The sequence below is a fragment of the Methylobacterium durans genome (assembly GCF_003173715.1).
GTDB classification, from domain to species: domain Bacteria; phylum Pseudomonadota; class Alphaproteobacteria; order Rhizobiales; family Beijerinckiaceae; genus Methylobacterium; species Methylobacterium durans.
The window spans coordinates 374807-400154 of sequence record NZ_CP029550.1; the positions used below are offsets into that span (position 1 = coordinate 374807).

Sequence of the window (25348 nt, forward strand, 5' to 3'; positions counted from 1 at the left end):
CTCGAATGGGTCAGAACTTCACGGCCGCGCCGCCGCGGACGGTGTTGAGATTCGCCTTGTGGCCGTCGAAGTCGTTGAAGAGTACATACTGGTACTCGGCACGCAGGAGGAGATTCTGCGTCAGCGCGTATTCGAGACCGGCGCCGAGGGTGATGCCGCCGACGGTTTTGGTCTTCGCGACCACCGCGAGCGCGGTCGGGTCATCCGGGATGGTCTGCACACCCTGGCCGGCCGGCGTCGACCGAATGCCGGGATAGGCCTGATTGAAGCTGCGATAGCCGTGGTTTGTCACGTAGGCGGGGCTGCCCGACGTGAGTTGCTGGTTGGCCTGATAGGTCCCCTGATTGTAGCCGTAGTTCTGCACCGTGACAGCGTCGGTGATATTCGCCCGACCGATCGCGAATCCGCCGGTCACGAACGGCATGAAATTGCCGATCGCGTATCCGGCGCGGCCCCGGATCGTCCCATAATCCTCGATTTTCGTCGTCGACGTGCCCGCGAGATACACCTCTTCCCGCATCCCGCCGCTGGTCGAGAAGGCTCGCGCGATCTCGTTGAAGCTGCTGCTCTGCTTCCCAAAGCGTGTGTAATCGACCTCAAGGCCGAGGACCGTCTCATCGAACTGGAAATTGTAGCCCGCGAAGGCGCCGAAACTCGTCCCTTCGACCCTCTGCGATCCGGTCGTCAGAAGGGACGAGACGCTGAACTCACTCTCGATGTCGCGTCGCCGGAAATAATTGGCCAAGGTCGGCTGGAAGACGCTGGAGTAGGAGTGGCTCGCCGAGGTGTAGCCGGCATGCGCTCCGAAATAGAGGCCGCTCCAATCGACGAGAGGCACCGCGGGCTCATATTCCGGCCCGCGCAGGACGCCGTAATCCAAGTCGGCGGCGTTCGCGGCGTTGAGGCCGAACAGGCCGAGGGCCACCAGCACAGGAATGGTGACGGTACGCATCGGATTCTTCCCCAGGGCAGCAAAACGACTCACCGTGCCGCTCCCTCAAGGCATTGATAGCCTAGTAACCTTAATGCTCCGTTGCGCTAAGCCACTGCGCGATGTCCTGATAAGATTATCGGGAGGCAGAACGGCAGCTAGATCCAGGCCGCGATCTCGGTCGGCGGTGCGATCCGGTGTCTGTGCTGGCAAAATCGCCGCTCGGCAAATATTGCCGGGTCGTGATGCTTGCAGCTCTCGGCGTAACTGGGAGCAATTCGGCATCATTGCAAAAAGAAAACGGCGCGGATCCTGTCCGCGCCGTCCTCGTCCAGTTCGGACGGGATGTTTTTCAGTACTTCCGCACCAGGGGTCCCGGAGCCGGCTGGTAATCGGCCATCAGCGGCGGCAGCGGGGCCGCGGCGACGCCGCCGAGCAGGTAGCGGAAGCCGACCTTCACGTCGTGCGCCTCGATGCTCTTGGTCTTGTACACGCCGAGCGAGCCGCCTCCGCAAGCCTTGGTGAGTTCGCAATCCTCGACCCCGACGCCGCTCTTGGCGCTGCCGAGATTCAGGTAGCGGTAGGCGATTTCCATCTTCAGGTTCGGCGTCACGTCGAAGCCGAGACCGGCATGGAGCGCCCAGGCGAAGCTCGTCGTTGTATCCGACTTGTAATAGGCGCCGATCGTCTTGTTGTAGCTCGCCACCGGATTCACCAGCGTGACGTAGAGCGGCTCGCTGACGTTGCCGGAAACATGCGTGCCCGAGATGGTGTTGAAGGCGACGCCGACGCCGCCGCCGACGAACGGCGTCACGCCGTACCACGTGCCCAGATCGAAGTAGCCGTTGGCGAGCACGACCGCTGAGTCGAAGTTGCCCTTCGCCGTCTCGTTGACGTTGCCCCGCAGGTTTGCCGCGCCGCATCCGCAGGGATCGGCCACGCCGGTGTCGTACTCGAAATGGTGGCGGGCGCTGAACCCGTTCGAGAACCGGTACTCGCCCGTCACGTCACCGCGCAGGAAGGCGTTGAACTGGTAGCCGACGCCGACGCCCGCGAAGGCGCCGCTGCCGTATCCGGCATTCTGGTAGTAGCGCTCGTTGTCGTAGGTGTACTTGTCGCCGTACGCGACGAATTCCTTGCTGTGATAGAGGCTGGCGCCGACGTCGCCGCGCAGATACCAGCCGCCCCCGACCTCGATGGGAGGCGCGACCGGCGGAGGGGGCGGAGGCGGGAGCAAGTCTGCGGCCTGTGCGAGGCAAGGCGCGCCGACGCTCGCGACGAGCGTGAGGGAGCGCGCCAAGGCTTGAAGCTTGGAGCGGGCCATAAGTTTTCCTTCACTCGGTCGTGTGCCGGAAGCTTGTCGTGCCGGCTCTGATGACGGAGCGACTCTGGCCGAAAGGTCTTAAACCGCGCTTAACGTTAAATCTTATCCTTGCCGGACCGTTGTCTTGCCGGAGAGAAATCCTGCATCGGTGAGGAATGCGATCCGCACCAGGGACGAAAGCCGGTCTCGCGCGTTGGCTCCGCAGACCGATCCGCTCCCCGCGAGCACGCCACGGAACCCGATCATGACGCGCCTGTTCATCGCCCGGATCCGATCGGCGCAGGGCGAGCGCCCGCTGGTCACGGTTCGGGCCGCGGCGGAGGGTGAGGCCCGCCTGTTCCTGGAAGCACATTACCCCGACGATGCGGTCGAGGCGGTGGTCGAGCCCGAGGAGTGGGTGTCGGACGCCGATACCGGCACCGCCCCTGGCGACATCCGCGAGCAGGTGGGGGTCTGGTGGCCGGCTTCCGCGGAACCGCGCCTCTGACGGAGCCCTCGCGTGCTGCCCGAGGACGTTCGCGCGCTCTGCCTCATGCTGCCCGGCACGATCGCGGGCGCCCATATGGGCAACCCGGATTTCCGCGTCGGAGGTCGGATCTACGCGACGCTCTGGGTCGAGGAAGAGCGGATCGTGCTTCGCCTGGTCCCGGAACAGCAGGCGCTGCTGATCGAGGCGGAGCCCGATCTGTTCGCGCCGGTGCCGGGCGCCTGGGGACGCCGCGGCTGGACGAATCTCGATCTGCCGGAGGCCGACGAGGAGACGTTGCGCGGCGCGCTCCTCGCGGCGTGGCAGGCGACGGCGCCGCCCAACCTCGTCGCCGCCCAGGAGCCTGCCTGACTCCTCAGGCCGCCACCCGGGTCACGGCGTCGACGACCTCGTCCACCACCTCGGTGACGAGGCTGCGGTCGTCGCCCTCGGCCATCACGCGGATGACGGGCTCGGTGCCGGACGGCCGGATGACGAGGCGGCCCGAATTGCCGAGCCGCTCGCGGGCATTCTCGATCGCGGTCACCACCGCTTCCTGGCGCAGGGGCTCACCCGAGCGGTAGCGCACGTTCTTGAGGATCTGCGGCAGCGGCTCGAAGCAGTGGCAGACCTCGCTCACCGGACGCTCCTGACGCTTCACGACGCTGAGGAGCTGGAGAGCCGCCACCAGACCATCCCCGGTCGTGGCGTAGTCAGACATGATGATGTGGCCCGACTGCTCACCCCCGAGATTGTAGCCGTGCTCGCGCATGTGCTCGAGCACGTAGCGGTCGCCCACCGCCGTGCGGGCGAGGCTCAGCCCGATGCCGCCGAGATACCGCTCGAGACCGAGATTCGACATGATGGTCGCGACGAGCCCCGGTTGGGTGAGGCGGTCGTCCTCCTTCCAGGAGCGGGCGACGACGGCCATGAGCTGGTCGCCGTCGACGATGTGCCCCTTCTCGTCGACGATGATCACGCGGTCGGCATCGCCATCGAGCGCGATGCCGATGTCGGCGCGCAATTCCCGGACCTTGCTGACGAGGGCGGCGGGCGCGGTCGAGCCGACGTCCCGGTTGATGTTGAAGCCGTCGGGATCGACGCCGATCGAGATCACCTCGGCCCCGAGTTCCCACAGGGTCTCCGGCGCGACGCGGTAGCCCGCCCCGTTCGCGCAATCGACCACGACGCGCAACCCGTCGAGGGTCACGTGGCGCGGGAGCGTCCGCTTGGCGAACTCGATGTAGCGGGCGTGCACGCTCTCGATGCGCTTGGCGCGGCCGAGATCGTGCGAGCCCGCGAGGCGCTTGTGCAACTCGCCGTCGATGAGCGCCTCGATGGCGCGCTCCACCTCGTCGTTGAGCTTGAACCCGTCGGGCCCGAACAGCTTGATGCCGTTATCCTCGTAGGGGTTGTGCGAGGCGGAGATCATGACGCCGAGATCGGCGCGCATCGAGCGCGTCAGCATCGCGACGGCCGGCGTCGGCATCGGGCCGAGCAGCAGTACGTCCATGCCTACAGAGGTGAAGCCTGCGACGAGCGCCGTCTCGATCATGTAGCCCGAGAGGCGCGTATCCTTGCCGATGACGACCCGGTGCCGGTAATCACCCCGCTGGAAGACGAGGCCGGCGGCCTGACCCACCTTGAGGGCCAGTTCGGGCGTGATGACCCCGTTGGCGCGTCCCCGGATGCCGTCCGTCCCAAAGTACTTGCGCACCTGCGCCTCCGCGTCGCCCACAGATATCGTGGCCGCCAACCTAGCAGCTTTCGCAGGGCGGGAGGCGCCGAGATTCGGTGGTAGTGAATCGTAGCTATCGGCGTGAGCGCTCTGCTTGAAAGGCGGTCGCAATATGGCGGAACGAGCCATATGGGGAACGAGAAAGGGCGCCCCGAACGGGACGCCCTCTTTGAGGTCAGGTGATCCGCCTCAAGCCTGCGGCTGAGGCTCCAGGCCGCCGTCGTTCTCGCGAGGACGACCCCGGCCTGCACTCGGCACCGGCGAACCGCGGGCGGGCGTCGGCGGAACGTCGCCGCCGTCGCGCACGGGCGGCCGACCATTGATGAGATTGCGGATCTCCTCGCCGGTCAGCGTCTCGTATTCGAGGAGCCCCTGCGCCAGCACCTCGAGGTCGTCCTTGCGTTCGGCCAGGATGCGCCGGGCCTCCTCAAGGCCCTGCTCGACGAGGCGGCGAACCTCCGCATCGATCTTCTGGGCGGTCGATTCCGAGACGGTCTGCTGCCGCCCCATCGACATGCCGAGGAAGACCTCGTCGTTGTTGTCCCCGTAGGCGACGGTGCCGAGCTCGGGCGAGAAGCCCCAGCGCGTCACCATCATCTTGGCAAGCCGCGTCGCCTGCTCGATGTCCGACTGCGCGCCGGACGTGACCTTCTCGGGGCCGAAGATCATCTCCTCGGCGATCCGGCCGCCCATCATGATCGCGAGCCGCGACGTCATCTGCTCGTAGCTCATCGAGAGCTTGTCGCGCTCGGGGAGCTGCATGACCATGCCGAGCGCCCGGCCGCGAGGGATGATCGTGGCCTTGTGGACCGGATCCGTTGCCGGCACGTTGAGTGCGACGATGGCGTGGCCGCCCTCGTGGTAGGCGGTGAGCCGCTTCTCGTCCTCGGTCATGACGAGGGTACGCCGCTCGGCGCCCATCATGACCTTGTCCTTGGCGTCCTCGAACTCATGCATCGTCACGATGCGCTTGCCGCGGCGCGCGGCCAGAAGCGCCGATTCATTGACGAGGTTCATGAGGTCCGCGCCCGAGAAACCGGGCGTGCCGCGGGCGATGGTCTTCAGGTCGACGTCGGGGGCCAGCGGGACCTTGCGGACGTGGACGCGCAGGATGCGCTCGCGACCGGTCACGTCCGGGTTCGGCACCATGATCTGCCGGTCGAAGCGGCCCGGACGCAGGAGCGCCGGGTCGAGCACGTCCGGTCGGTTCGTGGCGGCGATGATGATCACACCCTCGTTCGCCTCGAAGCCGTCCATCTCCACGAGGAGCTGGTTCAGCGTCTGCTCGCGCTCGTCATTGCCGCCGCCAAGGCCGGCGCCGCGATGACGGCCGACCGCGTCGATCTCGTCGATGAAGATGATGCAGGGCGCGTTCTTCTTCGCCTGCTCGAACATGTCGCGCACGCGGGAGGCACCGACGCCGACGAACATCTCGACGAAGTCGGAGCCCGAAATCGTGAAGAAGGGCACGTTCGCCTCGCCGGCGACCGCGCGGGCGATCAGTGTCTTACCCGTGCCGGGCGGGCCGACGAGCAGCACGCCTCGCGGAATGCGGCCGCCGAGCCGCTGGAATTTCTGCGGGTCGCGCAGGAACTCGACGATCTCCTGGAGATCCTCCTTGGCCTCCTCGACGCCGGCGACATCGTCGAAGGAGACGCGCCCGTGCGCCTCGTTGAGGAGCTTGGCCTTGGACTTGCCGAAGCCCATGGCACGGCCCGCGCCCGACTGCATCTGGCGCGAGAGGAAGATCCAGGCGCCGATGAAGACGAGGATCGGCAGCCAGCTCACGAGAAGCTGGATGAACCAAGGCGTGTTGTCCGAGGGCGGACGCGCCGTGATCTGCACGCCCTTGCCCTGGAGCTTCGAGACCAGGCTCGGATCGTTCGGCGCGTAGGATGTGAAGTTGCCGCCGCCCACGTAGGTACCGCTGACGTCCTGCCCGGAAATGACCACGGACTGGATCTTGCCGGCATCGGCGTCGTTCAGGAGCTGGCTATACGCGATCTCGCTCCCGCCGCCGCGATGACCCGGGTTCTGGAACAGGGTCACGAGCGCGAGGACGAGGAGGAAGATGACGACCCAAAGGGCAAAATTCCGAAAGTTCGGGTTCATCGATCAATCCTTGGCGAGTGCGGGTCCCCTGCCCCGGACCCCTTGCCCGACGCGGCGGGATCATCCTCGCACTCCGGGCCAATGTAGGTGGCGGGGTCCCCTTGCCAAGTAACTCGCAAGGCGGTTCGGGCGCTCCGGTCGTCGCGGTCCCGCGCCGCCGCTCCGGCGCCGGCGAGAGGGTGATGTCGCCGTTGCGCGCGACATCGACGATTAGTCCCCGAAGCGTGCGCCGCGCCGGCCGCCCGGCCTTCACAGCCGGCAGCAGCGTATCGAGAGTCAGCCGCTCCAGACGCTCCAGGCGCCGCGGCCCCTCGGCGCCCGCCGCATCCATCGCGCGCTCGATCAGCCGGAGCGTCACCGCTTCCGGGTGCCCGATCAGACCCGAGCCGGACAGGCGAAATCCGCCCTCCGGCGAGGACAGGCGGAGCGCGGCCAGGCGTTCTCGGGCGGCACCTTGCAGGGCGGCTTCATCCCGCGCGGCCCGTTCCGCCAGTCGCACGAGGCGGCCGGTATTCAGGCCCTCGCGGGCGAGCTCGGGCATCAACCGGCGCAGGCGCGCGCGGGTGAAGCGCTCATCGGCATTCGAGGGATCATGCAGGTAGGCGATGTGCCGGTCCTCGCACCACGCGACGAGCTCGGCCTTCGGGATCCCCAAAAACGGACGCACGAGACGCAGGCCGCGGCCGAGAGTGCGTTCCGGTCGCATCCCGGCGAGCCCGGCGAGCCCGCTCCCAGCGAACAGCCGCATCAGCACTGTCTCGGCCTGGTCGTCGAGCGTGTGCGCCGTGAGCAGGAGGCTGGCTCCGACCTCCGCGGCGAAGGCCGCGAGGAGCCGGTAGCGGGCGGCGCGCGCCGCGGCCTGGATGCCGGATGCGGGCCGCGCCCCGGTGTCCCAGGCTAGGATTCGATGGGGAAGACCGAGCCCGTCCGCGGCCCGTCCTACCGCGGCCGCCTCCGCCTGCGATTCCGGCCTCAGGCCGTGGTCGACCGTGGCGACATGCAGCCGCCCGGTCGCGCAGGCAGCGGCGGCGTGCATCAGGGCCGTGGAATCGGGGCCGCCCGAGACTCCCAGGACCGCCCTCGAGCGCGTCTCGGACAGCACGGCCTCGAGGGTTGCCGCGATCCGTTGGTCGCGCTCATCGCCTGTGTCGTGCCTCATCGTCACGATGCGCCGCCCGATCGTGCCCGCCGAAGAGGGCGGAAGACGCCCCGGCTCCCATTAGCGTCATTCGAGCGGTGAAAGCGCGAAATGTCGAACCCGTGACCCGCGCGCCGTTCCTCCGCGCGACGGGGCCTCAGGCCGCGCAGCGTGCCCGCTTCTGCTCGCGGGTCACGCCCTGACGAACGCTGGCAGAGGCGCTCGGAAACTTGCGCTCGAGTTCGGCCAGCGTCGCGCAGGCCTGCTCGCGAGCGCCGAGAGCGTGAAGCGAGGTTCCGAGCTTCAGCATCGCCTCCGGCGCCTGAGCAGAGCGGGCATAATCCGTCGAGACCTTCAGGAACTGCTCGGCCGCCTCGCGATTGCGGCTGCGCTGAAGGTAGCTCTCGCCGAGCCAGAAGGTGGCGGCCGGGACGAGTCCATCGCGCGGATGCGACTGGATGAACTGGCGCAGGCTCATCTCCGCCTGCTCGTACTGGCGCTGAAGGATGTAGGCGTACGCCATCTCGTAATCGGCCTTCGCGTCGCCCGATCCCGTCGCCGCGACGCTGGCCTTGGGCCGTGCGGCCGGCGGAAGTGCCCCGGTGGTGCCGATGCGGGACGGCGGCGTCAGGTCGACAGGGGCCTGCGGGTCGACCTCGCCCTCCTCGCCTTCGTCGATCGCGGCGGCCGGCAGCCGACCCGGAGCGGTCGCCGGTGGCGACTGGACGGCGACAGGGGCCGAGGGCGTCGTCGTGCCGAGCTGCATCGGCGCGCCGGGCTGGCCCGGATTCTGGCCGGGATCGAAGGCGTCGCCGCGCTTCTGAGGCTTGCCCGCACCGGGGTTTCCGCCGTTGACGGCACCGCCGCCCGCGGGCTTCGTGCCGCCGCCCTTGCCTTCCTGCAGGCGGAACTCGACGTCCTCCTGGAACTTGCGCAGCTGCTCCTTGAGCTGGCGGTTCTCGTACTGGAGGGTCTCGATCTGCCCCGCCATCATCCTCGACTGGTTCTCCAGCCGGTTCAGCCGAACGACGAACTCCGAGGCGTCCTGTGCGACCGCCGGAAGGCCGAGTGACAGGCTGAGGCTGAGCGCGAAAAGGAGGCGGCGGAGCATGGCGTGAGCCGATCGTTTCGACGATGGTGCGCCGCGTCATCCGCGCGGCGCGCCCGCACTATCAGATGTGCCGCGCCGCGGCAAAAATACGGCGCGGAAATGCCCCTTACGTCCCAGCGCCACGGTCCAGCACGGTGACCGCGCGGCGGTTCTGCGACCAGCAGGAGATATCGTTGCAGACCGCGACCGGCCGCTCCTTGCCGTAGGAGACGGTGCGGATGCGCCCGCTCGCGATGCCGCGGGAGGCAAGGTAGTCGTTCACGGCCTGCGCGCGACGGGCGCCGAGCGAGTAATTGTACTCGCGGGTGCCCCGCTCGTCGGCGTGGCCTTCGATCAGGAACGTGTAGCGCGGGTAGCGCTGCAGCCACGCAGCCTGCTTGTCGAGCGTGGCGGTGGCGGTGGGCGTCAGGTCGGTCGAGTCCGACTCGAAGAACACGCGGTCGCCGACATTCACCACGAAGTCCTGCGCGCTGCCCGGCGTCGCCGCGCCGGCCCCGAAGGCCGAGGCGTCGGCGAGGTCCTTGTCGTTGCTGCAGGCTGCGACGCTGAGCGCGGCAGCGAGCACCGCGGCGAGCGGGAGCACGCGGGTGCGCACGGTCTTGAGCATGATGATCGTTCTCCTCGGGCGGGGCCGAAGGCCGGCTGCGGTCTTCGAGGCGGTCTCCGCGGGCGTGATGGGCTCTGTTCTAGGCCGAGCGGGTTAAGCGAATGTTCCGTCAACCTTGACGGTGCGTATCGAACACCAGTCGAGCGACACGGATGTGTCTCCGCGCACGTCCGGGTTGGCCCGATGCGAGGGTGTCGCCCTCGGAATGCGGCGTGGCTGGGGCACGCGCGCCGGCGGCTTCCCTTTCGAGGGGCCTTGTGTCGCTCCCGCAACAGCACGATTCCGATCAGGAGCCCTTCGCTGCCTCGAACACGGAGCGGATCTCGGGGGTCGCGAGCCACGCCTCCACCCGGACGCAATGCAGATCCTCGGGCGTCTGCGCGTCGTAGAGGGCGAAGCTCTCGGAAAGAAAGTTCGCCAGATCGTAGAGCGCCGGGAACGCGGCCCCGCGGGGCTTGCGCTTGAACAGGTACGAGCCCGTGAAGCCGAACGTCTCGGCGATCTCCGGGTAGACCGGCCACACCACGTCGCGGGCGAGCTCGTCGCCGAGATAATCCACGCTCGACACAGGCTCCGGCCGGAGCCCGCGCTCGGTCAGGAGGCGACGCGCGATGTCGTCGATCACCGCGCCTTTCGGGTGGTTGATGACGTGCATGAAGTTGCCGCCACGTGCCCAGCGGCCAATCTCCCTGTCGAGCGGGAACCCGATCTGGGCCGCGCTCGCGAGGAGGTCGCGGACCGAGGAATCCCACGCCTGCAGGTAGCCGAGGCGGTCGAACACGTCCTCGCGGAACAGCGTCAGGGTCTCAGAAGCAGACAGGCCGAGCCGGTGCCCCATGAGCGCGATCGCCGAGTGATAATGACCCATCGGCGAGGGCGCGAGTTTCAGGGCCGAGAGATGGGCGAGGTTGCCGGCGTAGACCGTGTCCGGATGGAAGGCGTTGAACACGATCGTCGGGAATAGGACGAGCCTCGGCTCGCGCGCCCGAAGGGCGTAGACGTCACCGCCCGGAATCAGCCCCTCCGGGAAGTGCTGGGCGAAGACGTGGTCGTATTCCGAGAGCGTCCGGGCGAGGTTGTCGAGATGGCCATGCTCACGCTTGAGCCACGCCATCTGGATGAAGCGAACGGGGCTCGCGGGCGCGAGGAGGCGCATCGCCTGCGCGGCGCCGCGCGCTTGACAATTCCCGATGACGGCGATCTTGGCCCCGTCGCGGCCGGCCGCGTCGGCGCGGCGCGCCTGCCACGGGTTCGCCCAGGATGGGGTCGATAAGCCGATGGCTCTGAGCGCGCGCCGGTGCAGGGTCGAGAGGTCCACGTGAGGCGCCGGGCTCTGAGCGGGATCCGCGGGAATTTGCGGATGGTCCTCCGGAAATGCGGCTGATCGAAGTGCCGCCGCCGGTTGGGATGAGGCCGTCCGAGGTGAGTTGGAAAGGTCGGGGAATGCCAGTGAACCCTACAGCGATCTACCGGCGGAGCAATTTTGGCGCAAGGCGGTGGCGAGCGTCGCGCCCTTCGCCGTGGATCCGCGTCCGCACGGAGCCTTCGCAATCGCCCGCACCGACCGCGTGGCGACCGCCGGCTCCTGCTTCGCGCAGCGCGTCGCGCAGGCGCTGCGCTCTGCGGGCTTCAACTATACCGTCACCGAGCAGGCCCCCGCCGGTCTTGCGCCGGCGGCGGCGGAGGCGAGGCAGTTCGGCACCTACACCGCGCGCTACGGCAACCTCTACCTGACGCGCCAGTTCACGCAGCTCTTCGACCGCGCGTTCGGCCGTTTCGAGCCTGAATTGACGGCGTGGCAGCGCGCGGACGGTCGCTTCGTCGACCCTTTCCGGCCGACGATCGAGCCCGCGGGCTTCGAGAGTCCCGAGGCGGTGGCGGCCGCGCGCGAGACCCACTTGGCGGCGGTGCGGCAGATGTTCGAGACCCTCGACGTGTTCGTCGTCACCCTCGGTCTCACCGAGGGTTCCGCTACCGGGCTGACGGGGCCGCGCTGCCGCTGGCGCCGGGCGTCTCAGGCGGCAGCTTCGATCCGGACCTGTACGAATTCGTCAATGTCGGCGTCGCCGAGGTGACGGCGGACCTGCGCGGCCTGCTCGACCGGCTCTGGAGCGTCAATCCGGCCGCCCGCGTCATCCTGACGGTTTCGCCGGTGCCGCTCGTCGCGACCTACGTGCCCCAAAACGTTCTGATTTCAAACACTTACTCGAAGGCGGTGCTGCGGGCCGCGGCCGGCGAAATCTGCTCGGGCGGGGATCCGCGCGTCGTGTACTTCCCGTCCTTCGACCTCATCACCGCCAACGTGAATGCCGGGCGCTACTATGCTGAGGATCAGCGCAGCGTCACGGATGCGGGGGTACGCCACGTCATGCGCTGCTTCCTCTCGACCTTCGCGCCGGGCGAGGCGCGACCCGCGGCGGGCCGCCCGGCCGCGGATTCGGCGGCCGAGTTCGAGGGCACCGCGGGGGTGATCTGCGACGAGGAGCAGATCGAGCGCAGCGTCGCCTGAGCGATCACGAACGCGACGCGCGAGCGATCATCACCGGAGACGCTGCGCGTAGATCGCGATCATCACTGAAGACGCTGCGCGTAGATCGCGCCAGCCTGCGCCTTGAGGTCGGCGCCGGCCTCCCGGCCGATCGCCTCGGCGTCGGAGACGGCGCCGGAGCGCGAGACGCCCCAGTGGGCGCTTCCGTCGGCCAAGAACAGCAGGCCGTCGAGGCGCAGGCGCTCGCCCTCGATCTCGGCGAGCGCCGCGATCGGCGTGCGGCAGGAGCCGTCGAGCTCGGCGAGCAGCGCGCGCTCGGCGGCGATCGCGATCGTGGTGCGGGCGCAGGCGATCGGCGCCAGCAGCGCGCGGATCTCCGCATCTGCCTCCCGGGCCTCGATACCGAGGGCGCCCTGGGCCACGGCGGGCAGCATCTCGTCCACGGAGAGGACACTGCGCGCCATGCCCTCCAGGCCGAGGCGCTGCAGGCCGGCGAGCGCGAGCAGCGTCGCGTCGCACTCGCCCGATTCGAGCTTGCGCATGCGGGTGTTGGCGTTGCCGCGCAGGGGCACGATCTTGAGGTCGGGCCGGCGCATCAGGACCTGCGCGCCCCGCCGCAGGGAGGAGGTGCCGACGCGCGCGCCCGCCGGGAGATCGGCAAGACCCGCCGCGTGCGGGGACAGGAAGGCGTCGCGCGGATCGTCCCGCTCCAGGATGCAGGCGATCACGAGACCTTCGGGCAGCCACGTCTCCACGTCCTTCATCGAGTGGACGGCGACGTCGATCTGGTCCGCGTAGAGGGCCTGTTCCAGCTCCTTGGTGAAGAGCCCCTTGCCCCCGATCTCGGCGAGCGGCCGGTCGAGCACCTTGTCGGCGACCGTCGTGATGACGACGAGTTCGGTCTCGAGGCCGGGATTGGCCGCCACGATCCGGTCGCGGACCATCCCGGTCTGGGCGAGCGCCATCGGGGAGCCGCGGGTGCCGATGCGGAGGGGGCGCTGGATCATGGGGCGGCGATGGCCTCGGTGTCGTGTCTCGGCACAGGCGTAGCGGTTCGGCGCCGCCCTGTCACCGCGCCCGCGCCAGCCTCAGAACGCCTGCAGCGTCAACTCCGTGTGCTCGACGCTCGGCGGGCTCTCGAAATGGGGCGAGACCAGAGCGCGGTAGTCCTTCCAGGCCTGCGAGCCGGTGAAGTCCCGGGTGTGAGCCTCCAGGGTCTCCCACTCGATCAGGAGCCGGTAGCGCTGCGGCTTCTCGACGGAGCGGCGCACCGCGAAGGAGCGGCAGCCCTCGGCCGCCCGGAAGATGGCCGACGCCTCGCGGATGCCGGCCTCGAACGCGGCCTCGGAGCCCGGCTTGACGTCGATCTGCGCGATTTCGAGGATCATGGGGTGAACTCTCCCGGTTGCGTCAGCGGAGCGGCCGGCCGAGCTTGGCCGCGAGGATGCGCTGCGGGCTCTTCTCGGGATGCGCCTGCGCCGCCACGGGCAGGTAGGCGGTCTGCTCCAGCATGTACTGGCCGCCCATGGCGCCGTGCATCACGAGGTCCGAGAAGGTGACCCAGGTCTGGCCGGGGGAATTCCACATCGGCCTGCGGAGCCTTCTCCTGATAGGCCATGTCCTGCTTCAGGGCGTCGTGCAGGTGGAGCATCAGGTGATCGTATTCCGAGCGCCTCGCCTTGGTGATGCGCAAGGTGGCGAGCAGGCGCGCGGAGAGCGGCGAGTAGCCCGGCAGCCGCGGCAGGAACTTCTCCGCCATCGAGCCGAAATCCTCGCCGACCCGCCAGCGGCGGGGCTGGCCGCTCGGGTTGATGTTGCGGAAGACGCGCAGGATGCGCTTCTCGCCAATCGGGTTCGAGGGAAGGCGTCGACGTGGAGGCGCGTGTCGTCTCGCCGCCAGCTCAGCTTGCGCCGGTCGACGTCGAACGGGCGGTAGGAGGTGCCGGCGAGGCTGATCCGGCCCGTGTATTCCGGCAGGAACCGGTCGATCAGCCCTCGCGCGAAGGCGCGGTAGCGGATCAGCACCTGACGGAGCGCCTCCTGCTCCTCCGGGGTGCCGGCCGCGCCCTTCAGGGCCGCCGCCTCGCCCCGGATGTTGACGTTCTTCGCCTTGCCGTCGGCGAAGGGACGCTCGACGAAGCGGGTCTCGAAGTCGCTGAAGGGGAAGTCGAGATCGGGGAACATCAGCACCGACCCGTCCTCCAGGGCCTGCGCGAGGGAACGCGCGCCGGGCGCCGCGCCGGCGCCGGAGACCGTCAGGATGGGGCTGATCATGCTCGGAGAATTCCTCGTGCCACTCCGCTCGATCGCGCGGTGTAGCCGAGGGGCGCGAGGCAGGCCAGCGCCGCGCGATTTCCGGTGGATGAATCGGGGCGTGGGTTGTCAGGCCGGACCCCGCGCCCCACGATTCCGAGAGCGCCGTTCCATCCGGCGCGCCTCGCGAGGAAGCGGCCCATGGCCACGCTGAAGGAATTCGAGGAGGCCCTGCGCGAGCACGGCATGCACATGGCGCTCGCCCTGCTGGAGCGCCTGCGCGAGCGCGACCGCGCCACCCGCACGGTGAAACCCGCCCGCCGCCTCACGGGCCAGAAGATGACGCCGGACCTTGCCCGCGCGATCCTCGACCTCCACGCCTCCACCGGCATGACGCAGCAGGAGATCGCGTTCAAAGTCGGGGTCAACCAGGGCCGCGTGAACGAGGTGATCAAGCGCGGCAAGTGGCTGAGCGACGATCCGCACGCGCCCGAGGCGGTCGCCCGCGACAAGGCCATCGCGCGGATGCGGGGCGATCCGCGCCCGCGCAAGGCCGCCCGGCCCGTGAAGGCCCGCAGGGATAAGGAGGCCGCCGCGCCGCGCAAGGGCGCGAACCAGGGACAGCTCGCCTTCGGCGACCTGTGAGGCACCGCACCGGAGCCGGAGCCCGCGTCCGAGCGTTGCCATCGGTCCATCCCGAGGGATCGCCGATGACCCGCCTCGCCCTTCTCACCCTCGTGGCCGCGCTCAGCACCCCGGCGGCACTCGCCCAGCGCCAATCCACCACCGACCTCACCTGCCCGCAGGCCAGAGCATCGTCGCCCGGCCGGCGGCATCGTGCTCGGCACGGGCGGCCCGACCTACGACCGCTTCGTCCGGGACCGCAATTTCTGCGCGCCGACCGAGTACACCAAGGCGGCCTACGCGCCGACCCGGACCGACCCGCGCTGCTTCATCGGCTACACCTGCTTCGAGCCGGGCCGCAGCGACTGGTTCGGCGATTACTGAGATCGGCGCGCAAGACGAGAACGCCCCGGCCGCTGGCCGGGGCGTTCCCTGTCCGGTGGAACCGGGATCAGGCGGCCTGCTGAACCTGACCCTCGATCGCGGGCGCCTCGACAGGACGGCCGGTGGCGATCTGGATCTGGCGCGCCTTCTTCGCCTCCGGAATCTCACGGACGAGATCGACGTGGAGAAGGCCGTTCTCCAGCGCCGCACCCGTCACCTGGACGTAGTCGGCGAGCTGGAACCGGCGCTCGAAGCCGCGGGCGGCGATGCCCTGATGCAGCACCTCGACGCGCTTGGCCGGGTCGGCCTTGCGCTCGCCCTTCAGGGTCAGCGCATTCTCCTTGACCTCGATCGAGAGATCGGCCTCGGTGAAGCCGGCGACCGCGACCGTGATCCGGTAGGCGTTCTCGCCGGTGCGCTCGATATTGTAGGGCGGGTAGCTCGGTACGGAATCGGCGCTCACGAACTGGTCGAGGGCCGAGAAGAGACGGTCGAAGCCGACAGTCGAGCGATAGAGGGGAGCAAGATCGAACTGACGCATCACATATTCTCCACAAGAAGCAACATGCTATCTGCAAGGTCCGCCCGTGGCCGGACCGGTATCGCGCCGCCTGATGGCCGGCGCAGACTGGATATCGGAGCGCTCCTGCCCCGCTGCAAGGGTTTGAATGCTGCCGAACCGCGAAATTTTTGCGTCTTCTTCCACTCCCCGAGACCGGCCCCGAAACGATGCTGACCCTGCGCTCCACGCCCGGCAATCCCGTCCCGCCCGGCGGCACCCTCGTGCCCGTGCGCACCGCCGACGGCTGCGAATTGCGTGCGGCCACCTGGCGGCCGACGACGCGGACGGTGAAGGGGACCGTCTGCCTGCTTCAGGGCCGCGCCGAGTTCATCGAGAAGTATTACGAGACGGTCAGTGACCTGAGGCGGCGCGGGTTCTGCGTCGTCGCCTTCGACTGGCGCGGACAGGGCGAGTCGGCGCGCGAGGTCGACAACCCGCACAAGGGCCACGTCGCCCGCTTCGACGATTACCGGCTCGATCTGCTCGCCATCGCGGAGAGCGTGCTGCTGCCGCTGATGCCGCGCCCGCATCTCTGCCTCGCCCACTCCATGGGCGGTTGCGTGGCCTTCACCGGCTCGCTCGAGGGCTGGCTGCCGTTCTCGCGGCTCGTCACCGTCGCGCCGATGCTGTCGATCCGGATGGTGAGCTGGCCGGCGGGCGTGTCGGCCCTCGCCCGTACCCTGCATCAGGTCGGGCTCGGCAGCCGCTTCGTGCCCTTCGGGAGCGCGGTCTCGATCGCCACGAAGCCCTATTCCGGCAACCGCCTCTCGCGCGATCCGGCGCGCTATGCCCGCAACGCGGCCGCGGCGACGGCGGTCGGCGCCGGCGCGGTCGGGGATCCGACCGTCGCGTGGCTGGCCGGCGCCTTCCGCGCCATGGCGCGCCTGCGCGATCCGCGGGTGCCGCCCCGCATCACCGTCCCGACGCTGATCGTCGCCGCGGGCGCCGATCCGGTCTGCGGAACGGCCCAGACGGAGCGGTTCGCGGCCCGCCTCAAGGCCGGGCATATCCTGGTGCTGCCGGATGCCCGCCACGAGATCCTCTCGGAGCGCGATGCGATCCGCGCCGATTTCTGGGCGGCCTTCGACGCCTTCATGCCCGGAAGCCCGGCCCTGGAGGATGGGAAGGACGGAGAACCCGCGGCGATCAGCGCCTGAAGCGGCCCGACGCGATCACTCGTCGAGATCGGCGGCGAGTTCCCTCGGCCGCACGAAGCGTTCGAGCGTGCCGGCGCCCCAGCCGATCTCCGACCACGCGCCGGCCTCGAAATCGATCACCGCGACCGCGGCGGTCGGAAACTGGGTCCGCAGACGGCCGCGGGCCGCCGCATCGCCTCGGCCGACAAGCTTCACCGCGAGATCCTGCATCCCCGGGTTGTGGCCGACGAGGATCAGGCTGCCGGCCTCGTCCGGAGCGCCGCGCACGGCCGCGAGGAGCGCGGAGGCCGGCGCCTCGTAGATCGTCCGGATGGTCTCGGTCCGCACCGCGCCGAGTGCCGCCGCGGCCGCCTCCCAGGTCTCCCGCGTGCGCAGGGACGGGGAGACCAGCGCGAGATCGGGCCTGAGCCCCTGGTCGGCGAGGTAGCGGCCCATGAAGGGTGCCGCCTGCCGCCCGCGCGGGTTCAGGGGGCGGTCGAGGTCGCGCAGGCCCGGCGCCGGTCGGATTTCGCGTGGCGCAGGAGGATGAGGCGGCGCAAGGGCGGGATCCTCAGGCGAAGCCGACGACGGGGTGGGGCACGTACCGCTCTTCGAGCGCCCGCACCTCCGCCTCGGTGAGGGCGAGATCGAGGGCCGCGACGGCGTCGTCGAGATGGGCGGGCTTCGAGGCGCCGATGATCGGGGCGCAGACGCCCGGCTTGCCCATCACCCAGGCGAGCGCGACCTGCGCCCGGCTGACCCCGCGCGCCTTCGCGATCTCGGCGACCGTCCGGACGATCGCCCGGTCGGCCTCCTCGGCGGCGCCGTAGAGGGTGCTGCCGAACGTGTCGGAGTCTTGGCGGCGGCTGGTCTCGTCCCAGTCGCGGGTCAGGCGCCCGCGGGCGAGCGGGCTCCAGGGCAGCAGCGCCACCCCCTGGTCGGCGCAGAGCGGGTGCATCTCGCGCTCCTCCTCCCGGTGGAGGAGGTTGTAATGGTCCTGCATCGTCGCGAAGCGCGTGGCGCCCCTGATGTCGGCGGTGAAGAGGGCCTTGGCGAATTGCCAGGCGAACATCGAGGAGGCGCCGATAGATCGGGCCTTGCCCGCCTTCACGACGTCGTGGAGCGCCTCCAGCGTCACCTCGATCGGCGTGTCGTAGTCCCAGCGATGGATCTGGTAGAGGTCGACGTAATCGGTCCCGAGCCGCTTCAGGCTGGCATCGATCGCCGAGAAGATCGCCTTGCGGGAGAGTCCCCCTGCGTTCGGCTGGTCCTTGAGCGGAAAGAAGCATTTCGTCGCCAGCACGATGGCGTCGCGGTCGGCGTAGTCGCGCAGCGCCCGCCCGACGATCTCCTCGCTGGTGCCGTCCGAGTAGAAATTCGCCGTGTCGAAGAAGTTGATGCCAAGGTCGAGGGCGCGCTTGATCAGCGGCCGGCTCTCCTCCTCCCCCATCGTCCAGGGGTGGGGCCCCCGCTCGGGCACGCCGTAGGTCATGCAGCCGAGGCAGATCGCGGAGACGTCGAGGCCGGTGCGGCCGAGCTTCTTCATGCGCATGGCGGGCTGTCCGTCGGGACCGAGGGGCAAGCTCCCTATCTGGGCTGCGGATGCCGGATCGCCAGGGCTCTCGCGAGGTCTCTCAGCCGCCCCTGCCCTCCCGGCGCATCATGAAGGCGAGCTTCTCGAACAGGCTCACGTCCTGCTCGTTCTTGAGGAGCGCGCCGTGCAGCGGCGGGACCAACTTGCGCGGGTCGCGCTCGCGCAGCTCCTCGGGGCCGATATCCTCCGAGACGAGGAGCTTCAGCCAGTCGAGGAGTTCGGAGGTCGAGGGCTTCTTCTTGAGGCCCGGCGCCTCGCGGATCTCCAGGAACACCCGCAACGCTTCCTCGACCAGCCGGTGCTTGATGCCCGGATAGTGCACGTCGACAATCCGGGTCAGGGTCTCGGCGTCCGGGAACTTGATGTAGTGGAAGAAGCAGCGGCGCAGGAAGGCGTCCGGCAGCTCCTTCTCGTTGTTCGAGGTGATGATCACGATCGGGCGGCGCGCCGCCCGCACGGTCTCGCCGGTCTCGTAGACGTGGAACTCCATCCGGTCGAGCTCGGTCAGGAGGTCGTTCGGGAACTCGATGTCGGCCTTGTCGATCTCGTCGATCAGCAGCACCGGGCGCTCGGGCGCCGTGAAGGCCTCCCAGAGCTTGCCGCGGCGGATGTAGTTGCCGATGTCGGAGACGCGCGGGTCGCCGAGCTGCGAGTCGCGCAGCCGCGAGACCGCGTCGTATTCGTAGAGCCCCTGCTGCGCCTTGGTGGTCGACTTGATGTTCCAGGTCAGGAGCGGCGCGCCGAGACCCCTGGCTATCTCCTCCGCCAGCACCGTCTTGCCGGTGCCGGGCTCGCCCTTCACGAGAAGCGGCCGCTCCAGCACGATCGCGGCGTTGACGGCGGTCGTCAGGTCGGGGGTCGCGACGTAGGACTCGGTTCCGGTGAAGCGCATCGGCGTCTCGCGGCTGCGGGCGGGAGCCGCCCGGTTACGCGGCGGGAGGCTCGCTCGCAAGCCGGGTGCCGTGCGGCGCGCTACAGCGACTTACCGTCGTGCCAGACGCAGTTCGTGGCGAGGATGCCGAGATTCACGTCCGATTTCTGCGGCTGCGGCAGCACCTTGCCGTCCATGGCGAGGTCGATCTTGATCTCGACCTGGCCCTTCGGCTCGTTCGAGCGGCGGGAGAAGTAGCAATATTGCTGGAACGGCTTGTCCTCGTTCGCCCGGAAGTTCCAGCCCGACACGATCTGCCCGTCGAGGTAGGGCACCTGCTTGAACACCGTGAACGTCGTGTTCACCGGCGCCTTCGAGGCGGGCACCGCGTCCTGGCCGAGCTGGGCCTGGGTCGGCGTCGGCACGCCGCCGCCGCCCTTCGGCAGGCCCTCGACGCGCAGGGTGTTGTCGGTCAGCGTCACCTCGCCCTTCGTCTTCAGGGTCACGTCGGAGAGCGCGGCCTGCATCGCCGCGGCGATCCGCTCGGCGGCCGCGTCGAACTGGTTCATCGTGGCGTAGCCGTAGGCCGCCGCGCCCGCCCCGATGCCAAGAAGCGCCGCGAAGATGCCGGCGCCGGCCGCGCGGAACAGGAAGGCGCGCGCCGCGATGATGCGCGATTCCGCCCGCAGGCGGCCGTTCACGTGCTGCGCGAGCGCGACGTTCTCGGGCGATCCGGGGGCGAGGTAGCTCATGCGCCGGCTCCTGCGCTGCCGGCGGCCGGGCTCACCGCCGGACCCGGACGCCGCTCGAGGGGAATCGCCGCGCCGGAGGCGACGGCGTCCTTCACCGATTTCTGCAGGGAGGCGTTCACCTCCCGCACGATGCCCTCCGCGAAGGGCGCCAGCATGTAGTTCGTGGCCTCCGGGTTCACGGAGGCGCCGAGATCGTCCTCGTCCATGAAGGTCTTGCGCACCGAGACGGCGCAGAGCGCGAGGATCGTCGAGGCGAAGGCGGCGCAGAGGGCGGGCACGAACACGAAGATGCGCAGGAAGGCGTGGACCTGGGCGTCCGTCACCTCGATCGGGTCGACGCCGTAGACCATGGCGGTGAACGAGTGGAGCTGCGAGCGGTTCACCGCCTGCCGGTAGGCCTGTTCGGTGTCGGCGACGCGCCGGTCGGCCGAGCCGCGGTCGAGCTGGGCGCGGGCCTTGCGCGCCTCCTCCAAATCCTTCGTGAGCGCGCTGCGGTCGGCGCCCGCCTTCGCGACGCTCGCCGAGAGCGTCGCGACGCGGGGGTCGGTGACGCATTTCAGGTTCTGGTAGCGCACGCCCTTGCTGTTCGTGCCGAACACCTTCTCGCAGCGCTGGGCCGGCAGGCCGGCGAGCTGGGAGGCGTTATCGGTCGAGCGCTTCTCGATCTGCTCCAGCTCGGTCGTGTACTGCGCGACGCGGGCATCGGCCGCCGCGATGCGCGTGTCGAGGCTGGCCCGGTCCGCCTGCGCGTCCTTGAGCGCGGTCTTGGTGCGCGCGGCCTCCATCAGGCGCGGGTGGAACATCATCTCGCCGAGCTGAGAGACCGACTTCGTGGTCACGCCCGCGGCGAAGATGATGCCGACGATGGCGAGGCTGCGGACGAAATACGAGCGCTGCGTGCGCGCCAGGATGCCGAGCGGTACCCGGCACAGCTCCACCGCCGCGTAGACGAGGGGCGCGAGCAGCATGAAGTAGAAGCTGTGGCTGTCGCCGTCGCTGTAGACGCCCGCGAACAGCCACGCGCCCGCGAGCGAGGCGCCGATCACCATCGCCTCGACGAGGTAGGCGATCGCCACGTAGCCCCACTTGATGCGGTAGCCCTTCTCGACGTGGCGCGCCTGCGTCCACTTGTCGGATTCGATGACCCAGTCGCGTCTCTCGCGCTGGGCGTCCCGGCTCGGGGGCGACTTCGATAGCCTGAACATGGGCACTCGGGTTCCGCGTTACGCCACGAGGAGTTGAGCTTAACACTACGTTAATCGCCTCGCGTATGCGGGCATTGTGCCGATTTTGCGTTGCATCAGGGCTATCCACGGCCGAGCGTACGATGGTTGCCGAAAAGCCGCACGTCCCGGACCATCGAGCGGCCCGCGTGTTGCGTGACCGGACCGGGCGTGGGAAGGCGCTCGGACGGCGTTTCGGCGATTGCGGTTGCCGGCATTCCCTCACCCTCCCATGATCGCGGCATCGCTCCTGCACGGCGGCCCGCGAAACCGCCCCACGAGAGGCCCACGCGGAAGGCTGATGCCCGAGGTCCACGCCGGCTCCTACAAGGAAGCGATCCTCTTCCTCGTCACCGCGGGCGTCGTCGTGCCCCTGTTCCACCGGCTGCGGATCAGCCCGGTGCTCGGCTTCATCGGCGCGGGCGCGCTGCTCGGCCCCTTCGGCCTCGGGCGGCTCGCCGACGAGGTCCGCTGGCTCTCCCACTTCACCATCGGCAACCGCACCGAGATCTCGCACCTCGCCGAGTTCGGCGTCATCTTCCTGATGTTCATGATCGGGATCGAGCTCTCCTGGGAGCGCCTGCGGACGCTGCGCCGCCTCGTCTTCGGCTTCGGGTCGATCCAGGTCCTCTCCTCCGCCCTCGTCATCGGCACGATCCTGTACGGGCTCCGCGTGCCGCTCGCGGCGGCTGTCATCGTCGGGCTCGCCCTCGCCCTGTCCTCCACCGCCGTGGTGCTGCCGGTGCTCGCCGAGAACAAGCGCCTGAACACGCCGGCCGGCCGCGCGAGCTTCGCGGTGCTGCTGTTCCAGGATCTCGCCGTCGCCCCGATCCTGTTCGCGATCGCGGTGCTCGGGCGCGGCGAGACGGCGAATGTCGGGGGCGCCCTCGCGCTGGCCCTCGGGCAGGCCGCGATCGCCCTCGTGGTGATCGTGGTGGCGGGCCGCTTGGCGCTGCGCCCGCTGTTCCAGCTCGTCGCGCGCACCCGCTCGCCCGAGCTCTTCATGGCGGCCTGCCTCCTCACCATCGTGGCGACGGCGCTGACGGCGGCCGCGAGCGGGCTCTCGATGTCGCTCGGCGCGCTCGTCGCCGGGTTGCTCCTGGCCGAGACCGAGTACCGCCGCGCCATCGAGGCGACGATCGACCCGTTCAAGGGCCTCCTGCTCGGCGTCTTCTTCGTCTCGGTCGGCATGAACCTCGACCCGGCCCAGCTCGTCACGAATCCGGGCACGATCCTCGGCCTCGCCCTCGCGCTGATCGTCATCAAGGCCGCGATGGTGCTGCTCGCCGCCCCCGTGATGAAGGTGACCCGGCCGGTCGCCCTGGAGACGGCCCTGCTGCTCGCGCCGGGCGGCGAGTTCGCCTTCGTGCTCGTCGGCGGCGCCGTGGCCGCGGGCCTCGTCCCGGAAGGGGTCGGCGGCGCCGCGCTCATCGTCACCACGGTGTCGATGGTGGCGATCCCGGCGCTGGCCTCCCTCGGCCGCCGGGCGGGCAAGCGCATGGCGGGGGCCAATCTCGGCCGCGCCCGGGCGGAGCCGCCCCCGGACAAGCAGCAGAACCGGGTGATCATCGCGGGCTATGGCCGCGTCGGCCGCATGGTCGGCGAGATGCTCGCCCGTCACAAGATCCCCTATCTCGCCCTCGATTCGGACGCCGCCCGCGTCGCCGAGCAGCGGCGCCTCGGAAACCCGGTCTATTTCGGGGATTCGGCGAATCCCGAGCTGCTGCGGCGCTGCGACATCGCCACGGCCCGCGCCCTCGTCGTCACCCTCGACAACCCCCGCGCCGTCGAGGCGGTGGTCGAGGCCGCGCGCGCCGAGCGGGCGGACCTCACCATCGTCGCGCGGGCCCGCGACGCGCGCCACGCCACGGCGCTCTACGATCTCGGGGTGGACGACGCGGTGCCCGAGACCATCGAGGCATCCCTTCAACTCTCCGAGGCCGTGCTCGTCGATGTCGGCGTACCGATGGGGCTCGTCATCGCCTCGATCCACGAGCGGCGCGACGAGTACCGGGTCATGCTCAAGCGAAAGGAATCCGAGGCGCGCCCGAGCTTCCGGGCCCGGCGCACGGTCGGCAAGGCGGTGGAGCATCGCGAGGCACCGCCGAAGGAGGAGCCGGGCACCGTCAGCAAGAGGGCCTGAGCCCTGCCGTCAGGGATGCGCCTGCGCCCCGTCCTCGCGGGTGGGACGCACGCGGCTCCGCCGCTCCGTCGGCTCGAAGCCCGGGGCGAAGCTGCAGCGATAGACGATCGCGTCCGGCGGCCCCATCGCGGTCTCCAGCGGCACGGTCACGGTGTCGCCTGAGAAGCGCCAGCGCCGCACTCCCTTGTCCCAGTAGAGCCACACGGTCGTGGGGTGTCCCTTGACCGCGAAGACCGCCGCCTTCCGGGACAGCGCCTGCACGGTGCGCGGCTCGAACATGCCCTTGGCGCGATAGGCCTCGCGCGCGGACTCGGGTTGCCGGTCCATGAACGTGTTCTGCACGATCTGAATCGTCGCGCCGGGCATTTCCAGAAAGCGCTTGAAATCGCTCAGGGAGCGCAAGACGACGGCCATGACGCTTCTCCTGCTAGAGCCGAACGTTAGTGTTCCATCCTGTGCATGAACTGTGCCTGAGCCGATCTTGATTTCGATGACAGTGAACCCCTGCACACCCTCGACTCTGGACTACCTATCAACAGGAATTCCGACTTATACCCAGGATTCAGCTTCCCCTTTGTCCGCGATCCGACATTTCCTGATCCAGCAAAACACCACCTCTGCTTGAATCTGCGACCATCGTTCTCGCTCACGTCGCATCGGCGGGAACACGCTCCCGGCTTGACCTCGCGACCGCGTTGGGCCGATCTCGCGCGCATGCTGCTCCAGTTCTTCACCGCGCTCCGCGCGGCCAAGGTTCCGGTCACCCTGCGCGAGTACCTGACGCTCCTCGGCGCCCTGGAGCACGACCTCGCCGCCAAGCGCGTCGAGGATTTCTACGTCCTCGCCCGCACGGCACTCGTGAAGGACGAGCGCAACCTCGACCGATTCGACCGCGTGTTCGGCACGGTTTTCAAGGGGCTGGAGAGTGTCGGCGAGGCGGTCGAGCCCGCCGCCATCCCGGAGGAATGGCTGCGCAAGCTCGCCGAGAAATACCTGACCGAGGCGGAGAAGGCCGAGTTGCAGGCGCTCGGCTGGGACAAGCTGTTCGAGACGCTGAAGCAGCGCCTCGCCGAGCAGAAGGAGCGCCACCAGGGCGGCTCGAAATGGATCGGCACCGGCGGCACTTCGCCCTTTGGCGCCTACGGCTACAACCCGGAGGGCATCAGGATCGGGCAGGAGGGCAACCGCAACTTCCGCGCCGTGAAGGTCTGGGACAAGCGCGAGTTCCGCGACCTCGACGACGGGGTGGAACTCGGCACCCGCAATCTACGCCTCGCGCTGCGGCGCCTGCGCCGCTTCGCCCGGACGGGGGCGGCGGACGAACTCGACCTCGACGGTACCATCCGGGAGACGGCGCGCCGGGGCTATCTCGACGTGAAGCTGCGGCCGGAGCGGCACAACGCCGTGAAGGTGCTGCTCTTTCTCGACGTCGGCGGCTCGATGGACTGGCACGTCGAACTTGCCGAGGAGCTGTTCTCGGCGGCGCGCTCCGAGTTCAAGCATTTCGCGCATTTCTACTTCCACAACTGCCCCTACGAGGCGGTGTGGACCGAGAACGCGCGCCGGCACGACGAGCGGACGTCCCTCCTCGACGTGATCCGGACCTATCCGTCGGATTACCGGGTGGTGTTCGTCGGCGATGCCTCGATGAGCCCCTACGAGATCGTGATGCCGGGCGGCTCCGTCGAGCACTGGAACGAGGAGGCCGGCGCCGTCTGGCTGCAACGCGTGCTCGATCATTTCCCGAAGGCGGTCTGGCTCAACCCGGTGCCGAAGGAGCAGTGGGCCTATACCCAATCGATCGCGATGATCAGGCGGATCGTCTCGGAGCGGATGTTCCCGCTGACGCTGGAGGGCCTCGACGAGGCGATGCGGGCGCTGGTGCGCTGAG

The 25348-nt window shown here is 69.2% G+C and carries 23 protein-coding genes and 3 pseudogenes; 8 read left to right on the plus strand and 18 right to left on the minus strand.

The window, feature by feature from the left end; all coding sequences use genetic code 11:
• Window positions 1–10: 10 nt before the first annotated feature.
• Together DK389_RS01645 and DK389_RS01650 are read right to left on the minus strand one after the other, a co-directional pair.
• On the minus strand, window positions 11–952 hold the full coding sequence (locus DK389_RS01645; RefSeq protein ID WP_109887095.1) for an outer membrane protein: 942 nt from the start codon (window positions 950–952) through the stop codon (window positions 11–13).
• Window positions 953–1283: 331 nt separating this feature from the next.
• Complete coding sequence (locus tag DK389_RS01650; protein ID WP_109887097.1) at window positions 1284–2255, minus strand: outer membrane protein; 972 nt, start codon at window positions 2253–2255, stop codon at window positions 1284–1286.
• Between the two features lie 244 nt (window positions 2256–2499).
• Here DK389_RS01650 and DK389_RS01655 point away from each other — a divergent pair, with 244 nt between their 5' ends.
• On the plus strand, window positions 2500–2742 hold the full coding sequence (locus DK389_RS01655; RefSeq protein WP_109895902.1) for a hypothetical protein: 243 nt from the start codon (window positions 2500–2502) through the stop codon (window positions 2740–2742).
• Between the two features lie 45 nt (window positions 2743–2787).
• Window positions 2788–3093, plus strand: a complete 306-nt coding sequence (locus DK389_RS01660) for an MmcQ/YjbR family DNA-binding protein (RefSeq protein ID WP_109895904.1) — start codon at window positions 2788–2790, stop codon at window positions 3091–3093.
• A gap of 4 nt (window positions 3094–3097) precedes the next feature.
• On the opposite strand, the gene glmM is transcribed toward DK389_RS01660, so the two are convergent.
• The 6 genes from glmM to DK389_RS01690 form a co-directional block, all read right to left on the minus strand.
• Window positions 3098–4438: a phosphoglucosamine mutase gene (gene glmM / locus DK389_RS01665; RefSeq protein WP_109895906.1), complete on the minus strand. Its 1341-nt coding sequence runs from the start codon at window positions 4436–4438 to the stop codon at window positions 3098–3100.
• Window positions 4439–4648: 210 nt separating this feature from the next.
• Window positions 4649–6571 (minus strand): ATP-dependent zinc metalloprotease FtsH, encoded by a 1923-nt coding sequence (gene ftsH / locus DK389_RS01670; protein WP_109887099.1) that lies wholly within the window; start codon window positions 6569–6571, stop codon window positions 4649–4651.
• Window positions 6453–7730, minus strand: a complete 1278-nt coding sequence (gene tilS, locus DK389_RS01675; RefSeq protein WP_162560440.1) for a tRNA lysidine(34) synthetase TilS — start codon at window positions 7728–7730, stop codon at window positions 6453–6455. The genes ftsH and tilS overlap by 119 nt, the downstream gene beginning before the upstream one ends.
• A 136-nt stretch (window positions 7731–7866) precedes the next feature.
• A complete protein-coding gene (gene ybgF, locus DK389_RS01680; RefSeq protein ID WP_109887101.1) occupies window positions 7867–8820 on the minus strand; it encodes a tol-pal system protein YbgF in 954 nt (317 codons plus the stop codon).
• A gap of 106 nt (window positions 8821–8926) precedes the next feature.
• Window positions 8927–9427: a peptidoglycan-associated lipoprotein Pal gene (gene pal, locus DK389_RS01685; RefSeq protein ID WP_109887102.1), complete on the minus strand. Its 501-nt coding sequence runs from the start codon at window positions 9425–9427 to the stop codon at window positions 8927–8929.
• A gap of 286 nt (window positions 9428–9713) precedes the next feature.
• On the minus strand, window positions 9714–10745 hold the full coding sequence (locus tag DK389_RS01690) for a WcbI family polysaccharide biosynthesis putative acetyltransferase (RefSeq protein WP_162560441.1): 1032 nt from the start codon (window positions 10743–10745) through the stop codon (window positions 9714–9716).
• Between the two features lie 109 nt (window positions 10746–10854).
• On the opposite strand from DK389_RS01690, the pseudogene DK389_RS01695 reads away from it, so the two are divergent.
• Window positions 10855–11936: pseudogene (locus tag DK389_RS01695) on the plus strand (GSCFA domain-containing protein).
• 62 nt (window positions 11937–11998) lie between these two features.
• Here DK389_RS01695 and hemC read toward each other — a convergent pair.
• The 3 genes and pseudogenes from hemC to DK389_RS35150 form a co-directional block, all read right to left on the minus strand.
• Window positions 11999–12922 (minus strand): hydroxymethylbilane synthase, encoded by a 924-nt coding sequence (gene hemC, locus DK389_RS01700; RefSeq protein WP_109887104.1) that lies wholly within the window; start codon window positions 12920–12922, stop codon window positions 11999–12001.
• A gap of 81 nt (window positions 12923–13003) precedes the next feature.
• Window positions 13004–13303, minus strand: a complete 300-nt coding sequence (locus DK389_RS01705) for an antibiotic biosynthesis monooxygenase family protein (RefSeq protein WP_109887106.1) — start codon at window positions 13301–13303, stop codon at window positions 13004–13006.
• 22 nt (window positions 13304–13325) lie between these two features.
• Window positions 13326–14189: pseudogene (locus DK389_RS35150) on the minus strand (Kdo hydroxylase family protein).
• Between the two features lie 180 nt (window positions 14190–14369).
• Between DK389_RS35150 and DK389_RS01715 the strand changes: the two are divergent.
• Both DK389_RS01715 and DK389_RS35415 read left to right on the plus strand, forming a co-directional pair.
• Window positions 14370–14813, plus strand: a complete 444-nt coding sequence (locus DK389_RS01715; protein ID WP_109887108.1) for an RNA polymerase subunit sigma-70 — start codon at window positions 14370–14372, stop codon at window positions 14811–14813.
• Between the two features lie 192 nt (window positions 14814–15005).
• Window positions 15006–15176, plus strand: a complete 171-nt coding sequence (locus DK389_RS35415) for a hypothetical protein (RefSeq protein ID WP_418291997.1) — start codon at window positions 15006–15008, stop codon at window positions 15174–15176.
• 67 nt (window positions 15177–15243) lie between these two features.
• Here DK389_RS35415 and DK389_RS01725 read toward each other — a convergent pair whose 3' ends face one another.
• Window positions 15244–15717 (minus strand): Hsp20 family protein, encoded by a 474-nt coding sequence (locus DK389_RS01725; RefSeq protein WP_109887110.1) that lies wholly within the window; start codon window positions 15715–15717, stop codon window positions 15244–15246.
• Window positions 15718–15905: 188 nt separating this feature from the next.
• Between DK389_RS01725 and DK389_RS01730 the strand changes: the two genes are divergently transcribed.
• On the plus strand, window positions 15906–16895 hold the full coding sequence (locus tag DK389_RS01730) for an alpha/beta fold hydrolase (RefSeq protein ID WP_109887112.1): 990 nt from the start codon (window positions 15906–15908) through the stop codon (window positions 16893–16895).
• 15 nt (window positions 16896–16910) lie between these two features.
• On the opposite strand, the pseudogene DK389_RS01735 reads toward DK389_RS01730, so the two are convergent.
• The 5 genes and pseudogenes from DK389_RS01735 to DK389_RS01755 all read right to left on the minus strand — a co-directional run bounded on the left by DK389_RS01735 (window position 16911) and on the right by DK389_RS01755 (window position 21296).
• A pseudogene (locus tag DK389_RS01735) lies at window positions 16911–17434 on the minus strand (SixA phosphatase family protein).
• Between the two features lie 11 nt (window positions 17435–17445).
• The gene (locus tag DK389_RS01740; RefSeq protein ID WP_109887114.1) at window positions 17446–18426 is read right to left on the minus strand and encodes an aldo/keto reductase; all 981 of its coding nucleotides are present in this window, start codon (window positions 18424–18426) and stop codon (window positions 17446–17448) included.
• Between the two features lie 82 nt (window positions 18427–18508).
• Entirely contained in the window at window positions 18509–19360 is an 852-nt protein-coding gene (locus DK389_RS01745; RefSeq protein ID WP_109887116.1) for an AAA family ATPase, read from the minus strand.
• A gap of 80 nt (window positions 19361–19440) precedes the next feature.
• A complete protein-coding gene (locus DK389_RS01750; RefSeq protein ID WP_109887118.1) occupies window positions 19441–20091 on the minus strand; it encodes a hypothetical protein in 651 nt (216 codons plus the stop codon).
• Window positions 20088–21296, minus strand: coding sequence for an ATPase (locus DK389_RS01755; RefSeq protein WP_109887120.1), 1209 nt, complete (start codon window positions 21294–21296; stop codon window positions 20088–20090). The genes DK389_RS01750 and DK389_RS01755 overlap by 4 nt, the downstream gene beginning before the upstream one ends.
• A 319-nt stretch (window positions 21297–21615) precedes the next feature.
• On the opposite strand from DK389_RS01755, the gene DK389_RS01760 reads away from it, so the two are divergent.
• Window positions 21616–23457, plus strand: a complete 1842-nt coding sequence (locus DK389_RS01760; protein ID WP_109887122.1) for a cation:proton antiporter domain-containing protein — start codon at window positions 21616–21618, stop codon at window positions 23455–23457.
• 9 nt (window positions 23458–23466) lie between these two features.
• On the opposite strand, the gene DK389_RS01765 is transcribed toward DK389_RS01760, so the two are convergent.
• Window positions 23467–23871, minus strand: a complete 405-nt coding sequence (locus tag DK389_RS01765) for a hypothetical protein (protein ID WP_109887124.1) — start codon at window positions 23869–23871, stop codon at window positions 23467–23469.
• Between the two features lie 300 nt (window positions 23872–24171).
• On the opposite strand from DK389_RS01765, the gene DK389_RS01770 reads away from it, so the two are divergent.
• Entirely contained in the window at window positions 24172–25347 is a 1176-nt protein-coding gene (locus tag DK389_RS01770; RefSeq protein ID WP_109887126.1) for a vWA domain-containing protein, read from the plus strand.
• Window position 25348 lies beyond the last annotated feature (1 nt).

What these genes read in the sequence shown, in the direction of transcription:
- DK389_RS01645 (WP_109887095.1), bottom strand. Translation starts at nt 952, where the DNA reads ATGCGTACCGTCACCATTCCTGTGCTGGTGGCCCTCGGCCTGTTCGGC.
- DK389_RS01650 (WP_109887097.1), bottom strand. Translation starts at nt 2,255, where the DNA reads ATGGCCCGCTCCAAGCTTCAAGCCTTGGCGCGCTCCCTCACGCTCGTC.
- DK389_RS01655 (WP_109895902.1), top strand. Translation starts at nt 2,500, where the DNA reads ATGACGCGCCTGTTCATCGCCCGGATCCGATCGGCGCAGGGCGAGCGC.
- DK389_RS01660 (WP_109895904.1), top strand. Translation starts at nt 2,788, where the DNA reads ATGCTGCCCGGCACGATCGCGGGCGCCCATATGGGCAACCCGGATTTC.
- ftsH (WP_109887099.1), bottom strand. Translation starts at nt 6,571, where the DNA reads ATGAACCCGAACTTTCGGAATTTTGCCCTTTGGGTCGTCATCTTCCTC.
- tilS (WP_162560440.1), bottom strand. Translation starts at nt 7,730, where the DNA reads ATGAGGCACGACACAGGCGATGAGCGCGACCAACGGATCGCGGCAACC.
- ybgF (WP_109887101.1), bottom strand. Translation starts at nt 8,820, where the DNA reads ATGCTCCGCCGCCTCCTTTTCGCGCTCAGCCTCAGCCTGTCACTCGGC.
- pal (WP_109887102.1), bottom strand. Translation starts at nt 9,427, where the DNA reads ATGCTCAAGACCGTGCGCACCCGCGTGCTCCCGCTCGCCGCGGTGCTC.
- hemC (WP_109887104.1), bottom strand. Translation starts at nt 12,922, where the DNA reads ATGATCCAGCGCCCCCTCCGCATCGGCACCCGCGGCTCCCCGATGGCG.
- DK389_RS01705 (WP_109887106.1), bottom strand. Translation starts at nt 13,303, where the DNA reads ATGATCCTCGAAATCGCGCAGATCGACGTCAAGCCGGGCTCCGAGGCC.
- DK389_RS01715 (WP_109887108.1), top strand. Translation starts at nt 14,370, where the DNA reads ATGGCCACGCTGAAGGAATTCGAGGAGGCCCTGCGCGAGCACGGCATG.
- DK389_RS01725 (WP_109887110.1), bottom strand. Translation starts at nt 15,717, where the DNA reads ATGCGTCAGTTCGATCTTGCTCCCCTCTATCGCTCGACTGTCGGCTTC.
- DK389_RS01730 (WP_109887112.1), top strand. Translation starts at nt 15,906, where the DNA reads ATGCTGACCCTGCGCTCCACGCCCGGCAATCCCGTCCCGCCCGGCGGC.
- DK389_RS01740 (WP_109887114.1), bottom strand. Translation starts at nt 18,426, where the DNA reads ATGCGCATGAAGAAGCTCGGCCGCACCGGCCTCGACGTCTCCGCGATC.
- DK389_RS01745 (WP_109887116.1), bottom strand. Translation starts at nt 19,360, where the DNA reads ATGCGCTTCACCGGAACCGAGTCCTACGTCGCGACCCCCGACCTGACG.
- DK389_RS01750 (WP_109887118.1), bottom strand. Translation starts at nt 20,091, where the DNA reads ATGAGCTACCTCGCCCCCGGATCGCCCGAGAACGTCGCGCTCGCGCAG.
- DK389_RS01755 (WP_109887120.1), bottom strand. Translation starts at nt 21,296, where the DNA reads ATGTTCAGGCTATCGAAGTCGCCCCCGAGCCGGGACGCCCAGCGCGAG.
- DK389_RS01760 (WP_109887122.1), top strand. Translation starts at nt 21,616, where the DNA reads ATGCCCGAGGTCCACGCCGGCTCCTACAAGGAAGCGATCCTCTTCCTC.
- DK389_RS01765 (WP_109887124.1), bottom strand. Translation starts at nt 23,871, where the DNA reads ATGGCCGTCGTCTTGCGCTCCCTGAGCGATTTCAAGCGCTTTCTGGAA.
- DK389_RS01770 (WP_109887126.1), top strand. Translation starts at nt 24,172, where the DNA reads ATGCTGCTCCAGTTCTTCACCGCGCTCCGCGCGGCCAAGGTTCCGGTC.